This is a genomic window from Arthrobacter sp. Dra40, assembly GCF_059091905.1.
In genome coordinates this window covers 1-15,726 of sequence record NZ_JBNHHB010000121.1, presented here as the reverse complement: position 1 = coordinate 15,726, position 15,726 = coordinate 1, and the positions used below count along the sequence as shown (strand labels likewise).

At 66.6% G+C, this 15,726-nt stretch carries 13 protein-coding genes; 8 read left to right on the top strand and 5 right to left on the bottom strand.

The genetic code is table 11. The annotated features are described in order from the left end of the window. Positions 1-215: 215 nt before the first annotated feature. The 4 genes from cycA to AC5RWT_RS26335 all read left to right on the top strand — a co-directional run bounded on the left by cycA (position 216) and on the right by AC5RWT_RS26335 (position 4,388). Positions 216-1,673, top strand: a complete 1,458-nt coding sequence (gene cycA / locus AC5RWT_RS26350; RefSeq protein WP_494082772.1) for a D-serine/D-alanine/glycine transporter — start codon at positions 216-218, stop codon at positions 1,671-1,673. Between the two features lie 192 nt (positions 1,674-1,865). Beyond that, the gene (locus AC5RWT_RS26345) at positions 1,866-2,819 is read left to right on the top strand and encodes an acyl-CoA thioesterase (RefSeq protein WP_494082771.1); all 954 of its coding nucleotides are present in this window, start codon (positions 1,866-1,868) and stop codon (positions 2,817-2,819) included. Positions 2,820-2,899: 80 nt separating this feature from the next. After that, positions 2,900-3,343, top strand: a complete 444-nt coding sequence (locus AC5RWT_RS26340) for a VOC family protein (RefSeq protein WP_494082770.1) — start codon at positions 2,900-2,902, stop codon at positions 3,341-3,343. A 22-nt stretch (positions 3,344-3,365) separates the two neighbouring features. Continuing rightward, on the top strand, positions 3,366-4,388 hold the full coding sequence (locus AC5RWT_RS26335; protein ID WP_494082769.1) for a 1-aminocyclopropane-1-carboxylate deaminase: 1,023 nt from the start codon (positions 3,366-3,368) through the stop codon (positions 4,386-4,388). An 88-nt stretch (positions 4,389-4,476) separates the two neighbouring features. Here the strand turns inward: AC5RWT_RS26335 and AC5RWT_RS26330 are convergent, their stop codons facing one another. The 5 genes from AC5RWT_RS26330 to mhpA form a co-directional block, all read right to left on the bottom strand. Next, positions 4,477-6,531, bottom strand: a complete 2,055-nt coding sequence (locus AC5RWT_RS26330) for an acetoacetate--CoA ligase (RefSeq protein WP_494082768.1) — start codon at positions 6,529-6,531, stop codon at positions 4,477-4,479. 104 nt (positions 6,532-6,635) lie between these two features. Further along, complete coding sequence (locus tag AC5RWT_RS26325) at positions 6,636-7,481, bottom strand: fumarylacetoacetate hydrolase family protein (protein ID WP_494082767.1); 846 nt, start codon at positions 7,479-7,481, stop codon at positions 6,636-6,638. A gap of 30 nt (positions 7,482-7,511) precedes the next feature. Next, positions 7,512-8,219 (bottom strand): VOC family protein, encoded by a 708-nt coding sequence (locus AC5RWT_RS26320; protein WP_494082766.1) that lies wholly within the window; start codon positions 8,217-8,219, stop codon positions 7,512-7,514. Positions 8,220-8,309: 90 nt separating this feature from the next. Beyond that, entirely contained in the window at positions 8,310-9,530 is a 1,221-nt protein-coding gene (locus tag AC5RWT_RS26315) for an acetyl-CoA C-acetyltransferase (RefSeq protein ID WP_494082765.1), read from the bottom strand. Further along, positions 9,527-11,206: a bifunctional 3-(3-hydroxy-phenyl)propionate/3-hydroxycinnamic acid hydroxylase MhpA gene (gene mhpA / locus AC5RWT_RS26310; RefSeq protein WP_494082764.1), complete on the bottom strand. Its 1,680-nt coding sequence runs from the start codon at positions 11,204-11,206 to the stop codon at positions 9,527-9,529. Before mhpA ends, AC5RWT_RS26315 begins: the two co-directional genes overlap by 4 nt. 160 nt (positions 11,207-11,366) lie before the next feature. On the opposite strand from mhpA, the gene AC5RWT_RS26305 reads away from it, so the two are divergent. The 4 genes from AC5RWT_RS26305 to AC5RWT_RS26290 all read left to right on the top strand — a co-directional run bounded on the left by AC5RWT_RS26305 (position 11,367) and on the right by AC5RWT_RS26290 (position 15,668). Then, complete coding sequence (locus AC5RWT_RS26305; protein ID WP_494082763.1) at positions 11,367-12,071, top strand: GntR family transcriptional regulator; 705 nt, start codon at positions 11,367-11,369, stop codon at positions 12,069-12,071. Positions 12,072-12,178: 107 nt separating this feature from the next. Continuing rightward, complete coding sequence (locus tag AC5RWT_RS26300) at positions 12,179-13,420, top strand: MFS transporter (RefSeq protein WP_494082762.1); 1,242 nt, start codon at positions 12,179-12,181, stop codon at positions 13,418-13,420. Position 13,421: 1 nt separating this feature from the next. Then, entirely contained in the window at positions 13,422-13,787 is a 366-nt protein-coding gene (locus tag AC5RWT_RS26295) for a nuclear transport factor 2 family protein (RefSeq protein WP_494082761.1), read from the top strand. Between the two features lie 111 nt (positions 13,788-13,898). Further along, entirely contained in the window at positions 13,899-15,668 is a 1,770-nt protein-coding gene (locus AC5RWT_RS26290) for an FAD-dependent monooxygenase (protein WP_494082760.1), read from the top strand. Positions 15,669-15,726: the final 58 nt, after the last annotated feature.

Below are 15,726 nucleotides of genomic sequence, written 5' to 3'. Positions count from 1 at the left end.
GTGCAGCAGCCCGGCCATTCCCCACCGGCTTCTCGATTTGACCCGCGTGAGTCGCGGCAGATAGGTTTTCGTGGCGTAGGTCACCCAGTCGGCCCCTCCGGGGTAAGCGGCCGGGGGGCTTGCCATCGGTCTGGCCGGATGGGCAATGGAGCCTGCGTCCGACCGATTCGACCAAAAGCTCCCGCAGCTGCGCAGTCCCACCCCTAAGGAACATAGTGAGCGACACCAACAACGCACCGCATCTGCAGCGGTCTTTGTCCAACCGCCATATCCAGTTGATCGCCATTGGCGGGGCCATTGGCACCGGACTTTTCATGGGGTCGGGCAAGACGATCTCGGTCGCCGGCCCGTCGGTCATTTTCGTCTACATGATCATCGGCTTCATGCTCTTCTTCGTCATGCGGGCGATGGGCGAGCTGTTGCTGAGCAACACCGAGTACAAGAACTTCGGCGATTTCGCCGGGGACATCCTGGGCCCGTGGGCCGCATTCTTCACCGGCTGGACGTATTGGTTCTGCTGGGTGGTCACCGGCATCGCCGACGTCGTCGCCATCGCGCATTACGTGGCGTTCTGGTGGCCCGATCTGCCGCTGTGGATCCCGGCACTGGCCTGCATCCTGCTGCTGCTCGCGCTGAACCTGCCCACCGTGCGGGCCTTCGGCGAGACCGAGTTCTGGTTCGCGCTGATCAAGATCGTCGCCATCATGGCACTGATCGTCGTGGGCCTGGTCATGATCCTCACCGGCTTCGAGCACGACGGCGCCCGCGCCTCCTTCGGAAACCTCTGGGAGCACGGCGGAATGTTCCCCACCGGCTTCATGGGCTTCGTGGCCGGGTTCCAGATTGCCGTGTTCGCGTTCGTCGGGATCGAACTGGTCGGCACCACCGCTGCCGAGACCAAGGACCCGGAAAAGAACCTGCCGCGTGCCGTGAACTCCATCCCGATCCGCATCCTGATCTTCTACGTAGGCGCCCTGATCATCCTCATGGCCGTCCAGCCGTGGACCGGGTTCAACGCCGACGAATCCCCGTTCGTGGGCATGTTCGCCCTCGCCGGCCTCGTCGGTGCGGCCGGCGTCGTGAACTTCGTGGTGCTCACCTCGGCGACCTCCAGCGCCAACTCCGGGATCTACTCGACCTCCCGGATGATCTACGGGCTCTCGCTCGAGGGTGATGCGCCGAAGCGCTTCGGCAAGCTGTCCGGGCGGGGCGTGCCGCGCAGCGCGCTGCTGTTCTCCTGCATGTTCCTGCTCGCCGGCGTGGTCCTGCTCTACGCCGAGGGCAGCGTCTCCGAGGCCTTCACCATGGTCACCACGGTCTCGGCGCTCTGCTTCATGTTCGTCTGGACCATCATCCTGGTGAGCTACATCGTGTACCGCCGCCGCCGGCCGCAGCTGCACGAGGCCAGCACGTTCAAGATGCCGGGCGGTTCGTTCATGCCGTTTGTGGTCATGGCCTTCTTCGCCTTCATCCTGTGGGCACTGACCACTCAGCCGGACACGTTGGCTGCGCTGCTGTTCACTCCAGTGTGGTTCGTCGCGCTCGGCATCGGCTACCTGGTGCTGCGCCGCAACCCGGAGCACACGGCTATCCGTGCCGCCCACGACGCCAAGGTTGCCGAGGAAAAGGCAGCACTCGCCGGCCGCGAGGACGCCTTGACCGGCCAGCGCTAGCAACCCGCTCTACGCGTCGCGTAAACGTCCGCTTCCCCTGGTCTTGGGGGAGCGGACGTTTGGCGTTCTGCGTCCCTCGGCAGCCAGCCCCTGTCCCTGAGTGCCCGCCATGCCGCAAGCCGGCGACGGCGCGCACCGCTATGCCGCAAGCCGGCGACGGCGCACACCTCCACGCGCAGTTACGATGGCGCCATGGAAGATTCGATCACGCTGCGCTTCCTCGCCGCGCCCACCGACGTCGCCGCCGACGGGACCACGGTGCAGGCCGGGAGGGTCCTTGAGTGGATCGACAAGGCAGGGTACGCCTGCGCCGTCGGCTACTCGGGCGGTTACTGCGTCACCGCGTACGTCGGCAACGTCCACTTCACCCGGCCCATCCACAACGGGGACCTGATTGAGGTCAGCGCGCGCATCGCCCACACCGGCCGTTCCAGCATGCAGGTGGTCGTCACCGTCGACGCCGCGGATGTGCGCGAGCGGCAGTTTCGGCCGGCCATGGACTGCATCCTGGTGTTCGTCGCCATGGACGAGCAGCGGCGGCCGCGCGAAATTCCGCCGTGGACGCCGACCGATGCCGCGTCGGAGCGGCTGGCCCGCGGCGTCGAGGGCAGGCTCGAGGCCCGGCGCGAGATCCGGGAGGTCATGCGCGCCCAGGCCTACACCGATGCCGGCACAACACCGTCCGAAAGCTTCCGTTTCCTGGCCGCACCCACCGACGTGAACTGGGGCGGCAACGCCCACGGCGGGATCGTAATGCGCTGGATCGACGAGGTGGCCCGGGCCTGCGCCATGGGCTGGTGCGGCGCCGACGCCGTCGCCGTCTATTCCGGCGGGATCCACTTCCTGAACCCGGTCCACATCGGTGACCTGGTGGAACTCGCCGCACGGATGATCCACACCGGGCCCCACTCCATGCACATCGCCGTCCAGGTCCGGGCACGGGACCCGCGCGGCGGCGACTGGCGGGACACCACGCAGTGCATGACCGTCTTCGTCACCCGGGACGAGGCCGGGCACGCCGCCAAGGTTCCGCAACTGGTGCTGCACTCCGACGAAGACCGGCGGCTGGCCGCCCACGCGCAGGACCTGGTCCGCCGCCGCGCAGCGCTGCCTCCACTGGAGTTCGGCGTGGAGCGCAAGTACTGACCGCACCTCTTCCCGCGTGCGGCCGAACGCGCAAGAATGAACGCGCACGGAACGCAGCATCCTCAACGGAAGGCAGACCCATGGCACTGGACCTTAACCCCTACCTGCAGTTCAGCGGCAATGCCGGGGAGGCGATCGACTTCTACCACTCGGTGTTCGGCGGTGAGCTCAACAAGATGACGTATGCCGAGGGCATGGGGGATGACAACCCAAAGACCGGGGCGAACATCATGCACGCGTCGGTGTTCGTGGACCGCGGGTTCCTCTTGATGGCCTCGGACGTGCCGCCCGATGTGCCCGCCTCCACCAACGGCTACATCTGCATCAGCTCCAGCGGAGAGGACTCGGGCGAGGACGCCAAGCTGCGGAGTTATTGGGAAGGCCTGAGCGACGGCGCCAAGGTGAACCAGCCGCTGGAGCAGGCACCCTGGGGCGACTACTTCGGGCAACTCACCGACCGCTTCGGCGTGAACTGGATGGTCAACATCACCGGTCAGCAGAACGCCGGCGGCGCATCCCAGTAGCCCGTCTAAAGAACGAGGACCCATGGCCATCACCGATTTCGACCGGTACCCGCTGACCTTCGGACCCAGCCCGGTCCACCACCTGCCGCGGCTCAGCAAGCATCTGGGCGGCGCGCAGATCTGGGCCAAGCGGGAGGACGTAAATTCCGGCCTGGCTTACGGCGGCAACAAGACCCGCAAGCTCGAGTACATCGTTCCGGACATTCTCGCCGAGGGCGCGGACACCATCGTCTCAATCGGCGGCTTCCAGTCCAACCACACCCGACAGGTCGCGGCGGTGGCCGCGAAACTGGGGCTGAAGGCGCTGCTGGTGCAGGAGAGCTGGGTGGACTGGCCGGACCCGCTCAATGACCGGGTGGGCAACATCCTGCTCTCCCGGCTGATGGGCGCGGACGTGCGGCTGGACCCGTCGGGCTTCGACATCGGCATCCGCGACTCCTGGCAGAACGCCGTCGCCGAGGTCGAAGCTGCCGGCGGAAAGCCCTACCCCATCCCGGCCGGTGCCTCCGAGCACAAGCTCGGCGGGCTGGGGTTCGCCAACTGGGCCTACGAGGTTCAGCAGCAGGAGCAGGAGCTCGGCGTCTTCTTTGACACGATCATCGTCTGCACGGTCACCGGCTCCACCCACGCCGGCATGATCGCCGGCTTCGCCGCCTTGGAGGATGACGGCGGCCGCCCGCGCCGCGTGATCGGCATCGACGCCTCCGCCACCCTGGCTAAGACCCGTGAGCAGGTCGGTCGCATTGCGCGCAACACCGCCAAGCTGATCGGCCTCGAGCGGGACCTGCGCGACGACGAAATCACCGTGCTGGAAGGCTGGGCCGGCGACCGCTACGGCATCCCGGTGGACTCCACCCTTGACGCCATGCGGCTCAGCGCCTCGCTCGAAGCGATGATCACCGACCCGGTGTACGAAGGGAAGTCCATGGCCGGCATGATCGACCTGGTCACCAGCAGGCAGATCCCGGCCGACAGCACCGTGCTCTACGCCCACCTCGGCGGCCAACCCGCCCTCAACGCCTACAGCGGCCTGTTCCGAAGCTGACAAACAACGACGGCGGCGCCCGCCACAGCGCCCCTATTTAGCCGGGTGCCACCTGCCAGCTATTGGCTGCGATCAGGTCCGGGCCGCGCTAGGTGCGCCGAGTTCCGGCCAGGAATGCCCGCGCCTGCTCGGCGTACCAGTCAATCGCTTCGGGATTCGCCAGCGAGCCGCGGTTGACGGCCACTGCCGGGTCGTGGCCGGCGAAGAGTTTCTTGACCGGGACTTCAATCTTCTTCAGCGCGTGGGTGACCGGTACGGCCGGCGCCTGGATGATGGCGTCGGGTACGTGCCGTGCACTGGCGCGTTCCTTGATGGTGGCGGCAATGCGGTCGCGCAGGGCGTCGGTGAGCTGTTCGCCGTCGTCGAGCACCACGAACAACGGCATGTAGTAGCCGCCGTCGGGCCGTTCCAGCCCGATCACCATGGACTCGCGGACCTCCGGCACATGCTGGAGGGCGGCATAGATGTCAGCGGAGCCCAGCCGGACGCCGGCCCGGTTGAGTGTGGCGTCGGAACGGCCGTGCACCACGAAGGCGCCGCTGGCGGTCTCGGAGATCCAGTCGCCGTGCGTCCAGACCCCCGGGAACTTCTCGAAGTATGAGGCGCGGTACTTGGCGCCGTCGTCGTCGGCCCAGAAGGACACGGGCATCGAGGGCATGGGCCGGGTGATCACCATGTCGCCGACGGCGTCCACCACCCGATTGCCCGACTCGTCCCAAGCTTCCACCGCCACGCCCAGCAGCGGTCCCTGGAGCTCGCCCAGGTGGACCGGCTCCAGCGGGTTGGAACCGATGAAGCCGGAGCAAATGTCCGTCCCGCCGGAGTCCGAGCCGAGATGCACGTCCGCCTTGACCGCCCGGTGCACCCACTGCCAGGTGGAGTCGGGCAAGGGCGAACCCGTGGACATGATGGACCGCAACCGGGACAGGTCCCAGTCCCTGCCCGGCTCCAGGCCGGACTTCTCCACCAGCTGCAGGTAGGCGGCGCCAGTGGCGAACATCGTGGCGCCGGTGTCGGCGATGATCTGGAACTGCCGGTCCTTGCGGCCGAACATCGGCGAGCCGGCGTAGGTGACCACGGCGGCGCCGGCCATCATGTTGTTGACCAGCGTGTTCCACACCATCCAGGACGTATTGGCCGCGACGTAGTAGAGGTCGCCCGGGCCGAGGTCCTGGTTCAGCCCCGCACCCTTGACCGCCTCCAGGGCCATGCCGCCGTGGCCGTGCACAATTCCCTTGGGCGCGCCGGTGGTGCCGGAGGAGAACAGCACCCAGAGCGGGTGGTCGAACGGCAAACGCTCATAGGAAGGGACGACGGCGTCGCCCAGCAGCGCGGCAAAGTCCAGTCGCGCGTTGCCCGCCCCCGCAGCACCGTCGGCCACCGTGCCCGGATCAGCGTCGGGCTCCAGCCCGCGGACCAACAGCGTGTGCTCCAAGGTGGGCAGCCCCGCTTCGACCTCCGCCAGGTGCCCGCGGCGGTCGAACTCCTTGCCGTTGAACCGGTAGCCGTCCACGCCAATCAGCACCTTGGGCTCCAGTTGGCGAAGCCGGTCCAGCGTGGCCTTGGCGGATAGATCCGGCGAGTTGACCGTCCAGATGGCACCGATGGACGCCGCAGCCAGGAGCCCGATGATGGCCTCCGGGAGGTTCGGCAGCACCGCGGCCACCCGGTCACCCGGAGTGACGCCGAGGCTACGCAGCCGGCCTGCGAGCGAGGCGACTTCCGCCTCGAGCTGCCGCCAACTGCGCACGCCCGTCGAATCATCCTCCTGCACGGTCAACAGCGCCGTCGCGTCGGCAACCGTGGGGTCCGCGGCGTGGCGGAAGATGTTCTCCGCGAAGTTGATCCGGGCGCTGGGGTACCAGACGGCGCCCGGCATCCGGTCTTCCGCCAGTGCCGGGCCCTCAAAGCCTTCGCCGACCACACCGAAGTACTCCCGCACCGCGTCCCAAAAGCCGGACAGGTCCGACACCGACCACCGGTGCACGTCGCGGTAATCCTCAAGCGCCACACCGCGGTGCCCGCGGACCCAGCCCATGAAGTCCCACAGCCGCGAGGCGCGGCGCTGCTCCTCGTTCGGAGCCCACGTGATGGTGCGCGCTTTCACTGCGGGGGCCTCGTCGGTGGTCTGGAGGTCAGTCATGGTGGTCCTTTCAGACGGCCGGAGACGCCGTTGTTGGGTGGCGATGACGGCTCCGGTGGGTGCGGGAAGTGCGGTTCGCCGAGTCCAAGGACCGGGCTCCGGTGCTAGACCAACTCGTTGCGGAGGGTGCCGATGCCCTCCACGGTACTGGTGAGGACGTTGCCCGGCTGCAGGGCGATGCCGTGGGCCTTGCCCACCCCGGCAGGCGTCCCGGTGAAGATGATGTCGCCCGGGAAGAGGGTAACAATCCGGGACAGCTCGGCGATGATCTGCGGCACGGAGAAGATCATGTTGCGGGTGTTGCCGTCCTGGACCTTCCAGCCGCCGGCCGGGCCCTGTCCCTCGATGACGGTCGAGAGCGGCAGCCCCTGGTAGTCCGGCAGTTCGTCGAGCGTGACGACGGCGGGGCCGAAGGGGGAGAAGTTCGGGAAGGACTTGCCCAGGCTGAACTGCGGAACGGGCGGGCGCAGCTGGATCTCGCGCTCGCTGAAGTCCTGGCCGACACTCAGTCCGGCAACACCGTCCCAGGCGTCGGCCTCGTCGACGTTGTGCATTTCCTTGCTGATCACTGCGACCAGTTCCACTTCGTAGTCCACCGTCTCTGAGGGCAGTTCGACGACGGCGCGGGGCCCGGCGAGCGAGGACTGGAACTTGGTGAACACGAACAGGTGCTCCGGGTAGGGCAGGCCCGCTTCGTCGGCGTGGTCCTTGTAGTTCAGGCCGATAGCGAAAATCTGCCGCGGGTTGGGGACGGGGGCGCCCAGTTCTTTTTCGTCGTACGGCCGGGCGTCCGAGTAATCGGCTTCCTCGGCCCAGGCACGGAAAGCGTCCCAGTCCTCGTAGAGGCCAAGGGGTGCAGGGCCGAACTTGCCGGCTGAGGCTTGTTGGATGTCGAGCGCCTGTCCGTCGCGGACCAGGACGGCCCGGCCGTGAAGATTTGCGATGCGCATAAGAGGTGTCCTTTAGCTTGGGAAGCAGGTCTAGTCGATGCCGATGGGGAGGGCGCCTTCGCCGGCGGGAACTCCGTCGGCGAGTTCCGGCTGGGCGGCCAGCCGTGCGGGCCACACATCGGGGAAGGACACATCCGGGTTGGCGCCGGCCGGGATGTATTCGCCGGCGTACGCCTTCTTCTGGATAGTGTCGAAGTCCAGACCTGCGGCACGCGCGGCCAGCAGTTGCTCGGGGTCGAACTGCGGGCCGACCTGGTCCTCGCTGAATTCCTGCGAGGCCCACATCCACTCCTTGGAGACCGCCCAGTCGTGCCAGGCGTCCACCTGGATCTCCACGCCGTTGCCGTCCGGGTCGATGTAGTACATGGACATGGTCATGCCGTGGTGCAGGTTCACGGCCGGCAGGATGCCCTGGTCGCGCAGCCGGGCGTAGTTGTCCAGCCACTGGTCGAAGGATTCGTATTCGAAGGCGGTGTGGTGCAGGCCGGCGGTGTGGGGCTTGTCCACCGGCGGCTTGGTCCCGGGCAGCCGGAGCAGCGCGATGCGGTGGTTGGCCTCGTCGTTGGTCAGCCACGCGGCATGCTCGGCGTAGTAGACCGGCTGCAGGCCGCAGACCAGCTCGTACCAGCGCACCATCGCGTCCACATCCAGCGTCATGAAGGTGGCGTGGTGCAGTTTCGGCACCGTGATCGGGCGCGGCTTGGGGTTGCGGGCGTAATTGGACTTTTCAACGGCCATGGTGGGCCTCACTTTCTGGGATTGCGGCGGCCGGTTGCTTCAGCCGCACGGGTAAGGAGGAAGGATTACGGGTTGTGTGGAAGTTTGGAACTAGCCGAGCCGCTCGACCACCATCGCCATGCCTTGGCCGCCGCCGATGCACATGGTGGCGAGCCCGAGTTGCTGGTCCCGGGTCTGCAGGCCGTTCAGCAGCGTGGTGAGCAGCCGCGCGCCGGTGGCCCCGTATGGGTGCCCCAACGCGATAGAGCCACCGAAGGGGTTCAACTGGTTTTCGACGTCGATACCCAGCTTGCGTGCTGACGGCAGCACCTGCGCGGCGAAGGCCTCGTTGAGTTCGACGATGTCGATGTCGCCGATCTCCAGTCTGGCTCGGTCCAGCGCTTGGCAGCTGGCCTCCACCGGTCCCAGGCCCATGATCTCCGGCGACAGGCCGGACAACCCGGTGGAAACGATCCGGGCCAGCGCGGTCAGCCCGTGCCGGTTCGCCACGGCTCCCGAGACCACCACAACTCCGGCGGCGCCGTCGTTCAGCGGGCACGCGTTGCCGGCGGTGACGGTTCCCGTGGGCGAGAAGATGGGCTGCAGTTCCGCCAGCCGCTCCGCCGTGGTGCCCGGACGCGGGCAGTCGTCGGCGCTGCGGGTGGAGCCGTCCGGTGCGGTGACCGGAATGATCTCGCGGGAAAAGAAGCCTGCCTCCACTGCTGCCACCGCCAACTGCTGCGAGCGCGCGGCGAACTCGTCCTGGTCGGCCCGGGTGGTGCCGGTCAGCTGCGCGACATTCTCCGCGGTATGGCCCATGGCAATGTAGGCGTCGGGCAGCCGGCCCTCGTCGCGCGGGTCGCTCCATGCGGTGCCGTCGGCGATGCGACGGGCGGTCAGCGCCGCCGCATCGCCGAAGCGTGGGTTGGCTGCTTCCCGCACCTCCTGGTAGCGGGAGACGGATTCCACCCCGCCCACCAGGTACGCGCCACCCTCGCCGGCCTTGATAGCGTGCAGGGCCATGCGTGCACCCTGCAGCGAGGAAGCGCAAAACCGGTTCACGGTGGTTCCCGGCAACCGGTCGTGCCCCATCAGGACGGCGACCCGGCGCGCCATGTTCCAGCCGTGTTCGTCCTGCGGCATCGCGTTGCCCAGGATCAGGTCTTCCAGTTCGCCCACCGGCAGATCGGGTATCTTGGCCAGCACGCCGGCCAGTGTCTCCGCGGCCAGATCGTCCGGGCGGATGCCGGTCATGCTGCCCTTGCCGGCGCGCCCGATGGGGGAACGCCCCGCGGCGACGATCACGGCGTCGTCGTTTTTCAGCGTGGTCATGCTGCTCCTGAGGTCTTGGCGGGAACGGTGAGGTGGAGGGCTCCGGCCAGCGAGCCGACCAACGCGGACAGTTCGTCCTGGTCGGCGGCGCCGCCGTAGACGAAGAAGTCGGGACGGAACAGCTGTCCGATCTGCCCGTGGGCCGCGAGCTCCGGCAGGTACCGGCCGTCTTCATCCGTGACGGTCAGGACTGTAGGGGAGCCGTCGGCAACCGGTGAGCCCTTCGGCAGCACCCGCACCACCAGCGCGGGCAGCGCGTCGGGCAGCAGCCGGGCCACTGACTCAGCCGCGTCGTCGTCCACGGCGCGCCCGTCGAGGAGCATCGTGAACTGCCCAAACGTGCTGCGGTCCAGCAGGTCGACCGATCCGTCGCCGTGCCCGACGCGTCCGTGGAGTCCGATCAGGCCCGCCACCGAGGAAAGCGTTGGGTCCCCGCCGGGGAAGGCGCCGGGCCCCAGCCGCTCCGGAGGAACCGGCGGCAGCACGTTCTGGGGCAGCGGTCCGTTGGTGAGGAAGTGCGTGTCCCGCTCGGCCACGGCCGCCGGATCCGTCTGGCAGATTACGCGGCCCAGCTCCACGGACATGCCCAGCGCGAACTGTACGTGCGCCGATCGCTCCGAGGTGTAGGTGTCCAGCAAAGCGTCGCCGGCCGCGCCCCGCAAGACCAGGTCCAGTTTCCAGGCCAGGTTCACCGAGTCGCGGATTCCGCTGACCAGGCCCTGGCCGTAGAACGGCGGCATCTGGTGGGCCGCGTCGCCAGCCAAGAAGACCCGGTCGTCGCGCCAGTTCTCAACCCACTTGGCTTGGAAGCGGTAGATGGCCCGGCGTTCCAGCGTGGCGGTGTCTGGGGTGACACCCCATGGCGCCAGCAGCTCCCAGGCGAACTCGTCCGTGTTGAACACGGCCAGGTCGTCGTCGGGCATCCGCATGAATTCGAAGCGCCGCCGGCCCGGCCCCGCGCTGACGGTCGTGGTCGGGCGTGCCGGATCGCAGATCTGCAGGTTGTCCGGTTCCCACACCCGTCCGTCGGAGGGCAGCAGGTCCACGATCAGCCAGTCGTAGAAGAAGCCCAGGTCCTTGACCGCCGTCTTCATGTACTGCCGGACAAAGCTGTTGGAACCGTCGGCACCGACCGCGTACCGTGCCCGCAGTGTCCGCTGCTTCAGCGTGCGGCTGGTGACACGCAGTTCCACGAGGTCATCCTGCTGGTCGAACCCCACTACCTCGGTGCCGCGGTAGACCTCAAGGTTCGGGAAGTCGGAAGCCCGTGTCCGCAGCCGTTCCTCCAGAGCCGGCTGGTTGAACATGGAAGACTCCGGCCAGCCCTGGTTGCCGGCGAGGGCATAGTCGAACCTCAGCATGGTGCGCCGGTCGGCCGTCTGCCATTCATAGGAGGCGGTAGGCGAGGCGAACTCCGCCATGAAATCGGCCAACCCCAGACCGTCGAGCAGACGGGAGATATCGGGGTCGTAGTGCACGGCACGTGGCAGCGGGTACGGGTTCGGCTGCTTCTCCACGACGACGACGTCGTGGCCGCGTTGCGCGAGCAGCAGACCGAGGGTTTGTCCCACCGGCCCAAGACCGACAATGGCGACGTCGTACACGCGGGGGCTGGTGGTCAGAGGGGTTTCGTCGGCACCTGCCCACGGGGGACGTTCCGCTGGTATTCCGGCCATGCCTCAACTCCTTCGCCTGCCGGCCCGCTTGGGTGACGATGAATCTCCCCCGACGGACGGCCTGTGTGTGCTGCGTCATGCCAGCTTGTCAGGCGGTCTCCGATAAATCAACTGATTATCGATAATTCTCGAATTCACGGGGAGGTTGTACTCTTTTGGCATGGCCACCCAAGCGCGCTCCGCCACCCTGACCGCCCACGTGCATGAACAGCTCCGGGCCGAGATCCTCAGTAATGTGTACGCTCCGGGCAGCCCGCTGCGCCTGGCCGCACTGTCCAAGCACTACGGAACCAGCATGTCGGTCATCAGGGAGGCTCTGGTCCGGCTCGCGGAGCAGCACCTGGTGGTGCTGCTGCCGAACCAAGGGTTCCGGGTCGCTGAGATCTCGCGCGAAGACCTGGTTGACCTCACCGAACTGCGCATCATGCTTGAGGGGCTCGCCCTCCGTCGGTCCATCGAGCGTGGGGACATGGACTGGGAGGCGAGGGTCGTCTCCACGCATCATGTCCTCGAGCGGGCCGAGCTGCGCCGGGAGGGCGGGCCCGGCACGACAGCGGAATGGAGCGCTGCCCACGCAGCCTTCCATGACGCTCTGGGTATCGCCTGCGGCAGCCCCCGGTTGATCAGCATGGTCCGCGGCCTCCGGGACAGTTCCGAACTTTATCGCCAGCTCTCCGGAGCGGGTGAGGCGGAGGTGAAGCGCGATATCCCGGCAGAGCACCGCGAACTTATGGAACTTGCAAGGGATCGACGGGCCGACGAGGCTGTCGCGGCGCTGGGGCGCCATTTCCAGCGCACGACCGACCTTCTCCTGCAAGCGGTCTTGGCAGAAGATGTGGCGACCGAGCCCCCGCGGCATTCATGACAAATTAGAAGATTTTCGATAATCCCTTGCATTGACCAGCAAAATGGTCGATGCTGGCTGGACATGGATGCGTACGAGATGCGCGTCACAGTCTTAAGGGGATTTCAATGACAAGCTCTTCTTCCTCGGGAGCGCATGCCGCTTCGGCCGCTGCCGCCAGCGCTGGCCAAACCGGGGGCCTCGGTACCACTCTGCAGGGCGTCCTGCTGCTGCTCGGCAGCTGTTTGCCGGTCTTGGGTGCCGTTCTCCTGGCACCCGTCCTGCCCACCATGGCGATGCATTTCGCTGAAACTCCCGGCGTCGCCATCCTCGTGCCCATGGTTTTGACAGTCCCGGCCCTGTTGGTCGCCTTGGTGTCGCCGGTGGCCGGCGCCGTTGCCGACAAAGTGGGGCGGAAGAACCTGCTGCTGTGGGCCATGGTCGCCTACGCAATCTTCGGCGTCGCGCCCTTCTTTATGGACTCGCTGGTCGGCATCGTCGTCACGCGGGCCTTTGTGGGTGTGTGCGAAGCCTTCATCATGACCTGCTGCACCACCCTCATCGGTGATTACTTCCATGAGACCCGCCGCAACAAGTACCTGTCCCTCCAAACCGTCTTCACCACCCTTAGCGCCGTGGCGTTCCTGGCGATCGGTGGACTCCTCGGTGCCGGCGGCTGGCGGAACACGTTCTGGATGTACGGCGTCGCCGTTGTCCTCGCCGCCATCATGGTCTTCGTGCTTTGGGAGCCGGTCAAGAGCCCCACGCGGAACCTGCGCCAGGCTGTGCCGTGGCGACAGATCACTAAGCCGGCCCTGGTCACCCTGTTCGGCGGCATCGCGTTCTACACGCTGGTGGTCCACCTCTCCTACATCCTGACCGAGCTGGGCCTGACGGACGTGGCCCGCATCGGTCTGATGGCTGCACTCGCTTCGCTGGCGACCGCAATCGGGGCGTTCTCCTTCCGGCTGATCGACGGCCTCGGCACCTACCGGCTGCTGCCGATCGCCTTCGGCCTGACGGCCGTCGGGTTTGTGGTGATCTGGTCCGCCTCCTCCATCCCGGTGGCCATGATCGGCGCCGTCCTGGCCAGCGCGGGAACCGGCCTGCTGTTGCCGTCACTGATCACGTGGGCACTCGGGTTGCTTTCCCAGGAAGTGCGCGGCACCGGCACCGGCATCTGGACCAGCGCCCTGTGGATCGGCCAGTTCATCTCGCCCTTCGTGGTTGCGGCGCTCGGTGCCGCCACCGGAGGTCTCGCCTCCGGCATAGGCATTCTGGGACTGCTGGCGGCGGTGATGGCCGTTGTCAGCTTCTTCGTAACCGGCCGGCCTGCCAAGGTCGACAGCCTGGCCCGAGCCGCAGCCTGAAATGGCAGCTGATGCAATCAAACAGGCCGAAGCCCAGAGGATTGAGGCCTTGGTCAATCGTGACCTTCCGACGCTCGACCGGCTTTGCGACGAGCGGTTGGTCTACACACACTCGGTCGGCCGGCGCGATGACAAAACCACTTTCCTCGCAGCGGTGAAATCGCAGGTCCTTACCTACCAAGCCGTCGAGCACCAGTTCGACGACGTGGTGGTCGGTAACGGAATGGCCTGGACCTCCGGCGGCATGCGCGCCAGCATCGTCGCCGGAGGCCGGCAGATCGCCGTCGACACTCTCACCACCTCGGTCTGGATCCACCGCAGCAACGGCTGGAAGCTCCTGGCGCTCCAGACCACGGCTCGGTCGTAGCGACGAACCAAGCAGGATTGCCGCGTATCTGCGCAGCAGCACATAAGACTTCCATCCTCAACGACGAGACCAGGCCAGGCGGCTGCGTCAGGCCCGTACCCAGGAGGCACCATGAACCACCTCGAAGTTCCCGTAATGATAGTTGGAGCCGGCGGCGCCGGGCTGACAGCGTCGATGCTGTTCGCGGATCTGGGCATCGAGTCCCTAACCATCAGCAGCACAGCGTCCACCTCCGTACTGCCCAAGGCCCACGTGATCAACCAGCGCTCCATGGAGGTGTACCGCAAGCTCGGTGTCGCCGACGAGATTTACGCCCATGGCACTCCGCCGGAGAACATGGCCGCCACCGGCTGGTACGCCGGACTAGTCGGCAAGGACCCGGTCTACGGCAAAGAAATCGCGCGACAGGAGTCATGGGGCGCCGGCTACCAGGACCCGGATTACATCGCCGCAAGCCCCTGCCGGCAGACCAACCTGCCGCAAATCAGGCTGGAGCCCATCCTCCTGAAACACGCCCGGAAGAAGTCTCCCGAAGGTGTGCGCTTCAACCACGAGCTGATCTCCTTTGAGCAGGACGACGACGGCGTCACCTCCACCGTGCTCAACAAGGAAACCGGCGAAACATACACGGTGCGCAGCGATTTCCTGCTGGGCTGCGACGGAGGCAGGACTGTCGGCAACGCCCTCGGGATCGAGATGCAGGGTCAGCGGAACATCCTTTACAGCGTCTCCGTCCACTTCTCGGCCGATCTCAGCAAGTACGTGAGCGACCCCAGCGTGCTGATCCATTGGATGTGGCCTGCGCACACGGGCCTACTCACGCTGCTGATTCCCATGGGGCCGGAGAAGTGGGGGCCGGAGTCCGAAGAGTGGGTCTTCCACGAGAACTACGCCGCGGACGACAAGCGCATCTTCGACGACGAGGCGATGATCGCCGACATGAAGATGGCGCTGGGACTGCCTGATCTTGAGCCAGCAGTCCACAAGATCACGCGGTGGTCTTTCGAGGCGCTCGTTGCAGAGCGATTCCAGGAGAACCGGGCGTTCCTGCTCGGCGACGCAGCCCACCGGCATGGCCCGACGGGCGGACTCGGCCTTAACACTGCCATCCAGGACGCCTACAACATCTGTTGGAAGATCGCTGCCGTGCTGCGCGGTCAGGCCGCTCTAGAGCTACTGGCCACGTACGAGCAGGAACGTCAGCCAGTCGCTGTCACCAACGTCCGCCGCTCCACCGAAAACGCCATGAACCATATGGCCATCGGACAGGCGCTCGGCGTCTCCCCAATGCAGTCCGAGGAGGAAAACCTCGCCGCCCTGAAGAGGGTTTGGAGCGATGAACCAACGGATGACGAATTCCGCGCCAAGCTGAGCTCGGCCATTGCCGCGCAGTCAATGGAATTCCGCGAGCACAACATCGAAGCGGGCTACTGCTACGGTTCGCCAGCTATCGTCCCGGACGGGAGCCCCGAACCAAAGCCGGCGGAAGAAATCCGCGTCTACGAGCCCTCCACAAGGCCGGGCTCACCGCTGCCACACGCATGGCTGGAGGACCATCGAGGACATCGTTTCGCGATCCAGGACCTTGGAGACGTTGGTCAGTATGTCTTGATTGCCGGAGAAGCCGGAGCCGGATGGGCGGAAGCTGCGCGCTCCGCCGCCGCTGAAGAGGGCATCGACCTGCTGGCGTTCACGGTTGGCCATACCGAAGGCGATTACTTGGATCCCCGGTGCACTTGGACGCGAGACCGTGGCCACGGTCCGGCTGGGGCCGTCCTCGTCAGGCCCGACAAGTTCATCGCCTGGCGCTCAGATTCGGCGGCCGAAGAAGCCCCCGGACAGCTACGGGAGGTGCTTCGCGCCCTCCACCAAAAACCCTAGTTCCGGAGTCAACATGCAACCGCGGGATGCTCACGGGCATCCCGCGGTTTGCGCGCCC